We start from the raw sequence: 4,620 nt of genomic DNA, 5'->3' as shown, positions 1-4,620 counted from the left end.
GACGCGGTCCCCCCGCTGGCTGCGGGGATCGGCGGGCTGCTGCAGACGGTGGGCGTGGCGGCGTCGCCGGAGCGCACGGAGGCGCTGGCGGCCGCCCTGGGCCGCGTCGGAGCCAGCCGCGTCGCGCCGCTCGGGGAGATGGCCTGGCCCCCCGGCACCTGGCACCACGACGGCCACCCGCCGCTGCGGGAAATGCTGCGGTGGTGCGACCTGGAGACGTAGCGGCCGGGGACGCCGGGGTGCGGAACGGCGGCTCGCGCGAAGAGTAGACGCGATGGCACCGGATTTGCCTTCAGCTGTTTACCTGCGTGCTGCCGATTCCGCAGGACACGCTTCCACTCGCCGGAGGCACGATGGCCGCTCACCTGAGGCCCGATGCGGCAGACCTCCGCTCGCTGGCGGAGGCAGCCCCCGGAGACCTGGTCGAAGTCGTCCACATCCTGTTCGGTACGCTGCGCCATCGCTATGAGCCAGCCGGGGTCCGCGTGGGGGCGACGCTCCGCCTCCGCGAGCGCCACCGCCGCAAGTTGGTGGTGGAGCTCCCCTCCGGAGCGCTCGCCGAGATCGACGAGGTGCACGCGCCCTTCGTGGAGGTCCGGCCGCTCTCCGCGGGCACGGCGCTGGGCGCCGTACGCGCCCCGACCCTGACCGCCACCCCGCTCGCCGACCCCGCCCGGGATCCGTGAGCGGGCTCGATCCCGGAGACGCATGATCAGGACGCACGTCCGCACCGCCACCCGCCGCGCCCGCTTCGTCTGGCGGAGCTTCGAGCACCGCGACGCCCGGTACGTGGACCTCCAGCTCCGCGGCACGGACCGGCCCTGCTGCCCCTGCTGCGGCGACCTGCTGGAGGCGCGCCCGGAAACGCGCATGGCGCGCTACCTCCCGCTGGACGCCACGGGCTACGACCTGGAGTGCCGCGACTGCCGGCGCTTCCGCAGCGTGGTGCGCCACACCGTGCGCTCGCTGCGGCTGGTGCGGATGCGCCGCCTGGTCGCCGCGGTGCGGGCCATCGGCGGGCGGGACGGCGCGCCGGCGCAGACGGCCACCCTCCGCGCCTGACCCGCGGAACTCTCCCGACGTTTTCCCGGTAGACAAAGTCGAGACGGTGGCGCCCCCTGGCACGCCCGTTGCTCCTCCCACCCCGGTCGGTGCGGACGAGCGGCGGGTGCCGCTTCGTCGCGCCCGGTCCCAGGCTTCCCACGCGCGTCCATGAGCATGCACCTGTTCAGCACCCCGGTCCAGTGCACCAACTGCGGGACCGTGGTCGACGACCCCCGGGTGGACCACTGCCCCAGCTGCAACGCCCTCCTCCGGGAGCGGCGCACTCCCAGCCGGCTGGCCGGGGTGGAGAAGCGCTACGGCGGGCTCCGCTTCATGATGGGGTTCCTCCGCTTCCTGGGGATCGCCACCCTGCTCGTCGGGGGGCTGCTCTTCGCCTACGGGATCGGGGGCGAGGACATGACGGTGCAGGCGGGGATCCTGACGCTCCTGGGGACGGTGCTGGCCGCAGTGGTGCTCTTCGCGGTGGCCTCGTTCTTCGAGGTGACGCTCGACATGGAGGAGAACACCCGGGCCTCGTTCCGCGTCCAGCAGATGCTCCTGGAGCAGGTGCAGCACCCGCACCGGGACGCGCCCGCCCCCAGCAGCGGGCATCCCGGGTGACGGGCACCGGGGCCGGGGCGGGATCACGCAGCAAACGAACCGAAGAGTCATGAAAGCTTCGACCTACAGGCGGCGGGCCCTCGGGCTCGCCTTTTTCGCCGCCGCGCTCCTCGTCCCGGCGACCGTCCAGTCCCGCCAGGCCGCGCAGCCTCCGCTGCAGGCCGCCGCGGAGGCCATCATCGGCGGCGGCTCGGACGACTGGAGCGTCTACGCCTGGTCGCTGGACAGCAAGCGCCCGCTCTTCGCCGTCAACGCGGACTCGATCCTGATCCCGGCCTCCAACAACAAGGTGTTCACCGCCATCTGGGCGCTGGAGGCCATGGGGGCGGACTTCCGCTTCCCCACGGACCTGCTCCTCCCGGGGCCGGTCCCGGAGAACGGGGTGGTGCAGGGGCCGGTGTACCTGCGCGGCTCGGGCGACCCGGCCTTCGGCTACCCGGAGTTCGAGAAGGACCCCATGCGGCCGCTGCGCGTCATGGCGCGCCAGCTCAAGGCGCGCGGCGTCCGGGCGGTGCAGGGCGGGGTGGTGGCGGACGCCAGCGTCTTCGACACGCTCAACTACGGCCCGGAGTGGCCGGCGGACACGGGGAACGGCGCGGCCTACTACGCGCCCACCGTGAACGGCCTGCCGTTCCAGCGCAACGTCCTCTGGCTGAACGTGAAGCCGTCGCCCGGGGGCGGCCCGGCCACCTTCGTCCGGGAGCCGGACGTACCGGAGATCCCGGTGGACAACCGCGCCCGCACCGGCGGGAGCCGCGGCTGGGCGGTCCGCAACCCGGGGCAGGACACCATCATCATCAAGGGCGGGGTTTCCGGGCGCGGGCCGCACCGCTACCCGGTGGGGGTGAAGGAGGCGTCGCTCCTGGCCGGCGGCGCGCTCCGCCAGGCGCTCCGGGAGGAGGGGATCCAGGTGGCGGGCGAGGTGCGGACGGGCCGCGTCCCGGAGGGGGCGAAGCTGATCCACCGCCACTACTCCATGCCGCTGGCGCGGATGATCCCCAAGCTGAACCGCGATTCGGACAACTTCTTCGCGGAGCACCTGTGGAAGGCGGCCTCCGCGCACTCCATCGGGGTGGGGAGCTACACCCGGGGCGGGGCGGCGTCGGCCAAGTTCTTCATCCAGAACGCCAAGGTGCCATACGGACAGGTCTGGCAGGCGGACGGCTCGGGGCTCTCCTCGCTGAACCGCGCCAGCGCGCGGGCGCTCGTGGATGCGCTGGTGTTCGCGGACGCGCAGCCGTGGAGCCGGACCTTCCACGAGTCGCTGGCGGTGGGCGGCGACCGTGAGGGGACGCTGCGGCGCCTCTTCGTGGGGGGGCGGGCGCAGGGGAACCTGCACGCCAAGACGGGCTACATCCGCGGGGTACGGACGCTCTCCGGCTACGTGAAGACGGCCAGCGGCGAGAACGTGGCCTTCTCGTTTCTGTACAACGGGCGGAACACGTCCGGCGCGCGGGGAGTGCAGACGCAGCTGGGAAACCTGCTGGCGGACTACGCGGGCCAGTAGCTCCCGGACGGCGGCTGCTTCCGGCGGCAAGGTGCCTGGGGGGCTCTCCCCCTGGGCCTTCTCGCGCTTGTCCTCCCCGCTCCTTCCACCTATTCTCCCGCCGCGCAATCCCGGCCCTTCGACCCGACCGCGGCACCCGTGAACGACGCACTCTCCGCAGACGAGCTCCGCGACCGGCTCCTGGCGCGCATCCGTGCCGGGGTGGGCGCGCCGATGTCGGACGCCGACTTCGACGCGCTGGCCCGCGCGGTCTTCGCGCACCAGTTCGCCTGCAACACGCCGTACCGCCTGTTCTGCGAGCGGCGGGGCGCCTCGCCGGAGACGGTGCGGCACTGGACGGAGGTGCCCGCGGTGCCGACGGACGCCTTCAAGGCGGCGCCGCTGGTGTGCGGCGGCCCGGAGGCCGCGCGCGTGGTCTTCCGCACCAGCGGCACCACGGCGGGGCGGGAGCGGCGGGGGGAGCACTGGTTCCCGGAGCTGGCGCTGTACGACGCCGCGCTGCGCGAGGGGTTCGCGGCGCACCTGCTGCCGGACGACCGCCCCATGCGGATGCTCTCCCTGGTCCTGCCGATGGAGGAGGCGCCGGACTCCTCCCTCTCCCACATGGTGGGCGAGGTGATGCGGGACCTGGGCGCGGCGGGGAGCGGGTACTTCGTGGGCGAGGCGGGGATCGACCCGGCGGGCTTCGGCGCGGCACTTCGGGAGGCGGAGGGCGCCGGGGAGCCGATGTGCATCCTGGGCACCAGCTTCGCCTTCGTGCACTGGCTGGACGCGGCGGCGGAGCGGGGCGAGCACTTCGCCCTTCCGGCCGGCTCGCGGGTGATGGACACAGGCGGCTTCAAGGGCCGCTCGCGGGAGGTGGCGCGCGGGGAGCTGTACGCCGCGCTGAGCGAGCGGCTGGGGATCGGGACGGAGTGGTGCGTGAACGAGTACGGGATGACGGAGATGAGCTCCCAGTTCTACGACGCCGTGGCCGGCGTGCCGGGGCCCCGCCTGCACCGCGCCCCGCCCTGGGTCCGCTCCCGCGCCGTGGACCCGGAGACGCTGGAGCCCGTCCCCGATGGCGAGGTGGGCGTGCTGCGCCACTGGGACCTGGCGAACCTCGGCTCCGTCATAACCATCCAGACCGCGGACCTGGGCTTCGTCGCGCCCGAGGGGATCCGGGTCCTTGGGCGCGCCAGCGGCGCCGAAGCACGCGGCTGCTCGATCGCCATGGACCAGTTCCTCGCGGCGTCGCGGGGGCGGTAGGGAGGGGAGCAGGGAATAGAGAGCAGACTGCAACAGCGGACCCCCTCCCCCGGCCCCTCCCCGGCTCGCTTTAGGCTCGCCACCCTCCCCCAATTCTGCTACGCATTACCCACAAGTCGAGAAGGGGGAGAACGATGGGAGCAGGAGGAGGTAAGAGGGAGGGCAGGTAGGGAGAGGAGGGAACCGAAGGCAGGAAGAGA

At 73.2% G+C, this 4,620-nt stretch carries 6 protein-coding genes; all 6 read left to right on the top strand.

Translation table 11 applies throughout. The annotated features are described in order from the left end of the window. On the top strand, positions 1-222 hold a 222-nt coding region (locus VGR37_08850; protein ID HEV2147499.1), incomplete at its 5' end, for an acyl-CoA reductase. A 131-nt stretch (positions 223-353) separates the two neighbouring features. After that, positions 354-686 (top strand): hypothetical protein, encoded by a 333-nt coding sequence (locus VGR37_08845; GenBank protein ID HEV2147498.1) that lies wholly within the window; start codon positions 354-356, stop codon positions 684-686. Positions 687-708: 22 nt separating this feature from the next. Then, positions 709-1,062, top strand: coding sequence for a hypothetical protein (locus tag VGR37_08840; protein HEV2147497.1), 354 nt, complete (start codon positions 709-711; stop codon positions 1,060-1,062). 150 nt (positions 1,063-1,212) lie between these two features. After that, positions 1,213-1,665 (top strand): hypothetical protein, encoded by a 453-nt coding sequence (locus VGR37_08835; GenBank protein ID HEV2147496.1) that lies wholly within the window; start codon positions 1,213-1,215, stop codon positions 1,663-1,665. A gap of 49 nt (positions 1,666-1,714) precedes the next feature. After that, complete coding sequence (gene dacB / locus VGR37_08830; protein HEV2147495.1) at positions 1,715-3,172, top strand: D-alanyl-D-alanine carboxypeptidase/D-alanyl-D-alanine-endopeptidase; 1,458 nt, start codon at positions 1,715-1,717, stop codon at positions 3,170-3,172. Between the two features lie 138 nt (positions 3,173-3,310). Then, entirely contained in the window at positions 3,311-4,420 is a 1,110-nt protein-coding gene (locus VGR37_08825) for a hypothetical protein (GenBank protein HEV2147494.1), read from the top strand. Positions 4,421-4,620 lie beyond the last annotated feature (200 nt).

Source organism: Longimicrobiaceae bacterium, assembly GCA_035936415.1.
Lineage (GTDB): Bacteria > Gemmatimonadota > Gemmatimonadetes > Longimicrobiales > Longimicrobiaceae > JAFAYN01.
This window is presented reverse-complemented; position numbering and strand designations above follow the sequence as displayed.

Excerpts from the sequence above, each read along its gene's own strand:
- VGR37_08845 (HEV2147498.1), top strand. The coding sequence starts at position 354 with ATGGCCGCTCACCTGAGGCCCGATGCGGCAGACCTCCGCTCGCTGGCG.
- VGR37_08840 (HEV2147497.1), top strand. The coding sequence starts at position 709 with ATGATCAGGACGCACGTCCGCACCGCCACCCGCCGCGCCCGCTTCGTC.
- VGR37_08835 (HEV2147496.1), top strand. The coding sequence starts at position 1,213 with ATGAGCATGCACCTGTTCAGCACCCCGGTCCAGTGCACCAACTGCGGG.
- dacB (HEV2147495.1), top strand. The coding sequence starts at position 1,715 with ATGAAAGCTTCGACCTACAGGCGGCGGGCCCTCGGGCTCGCCTTTTTC.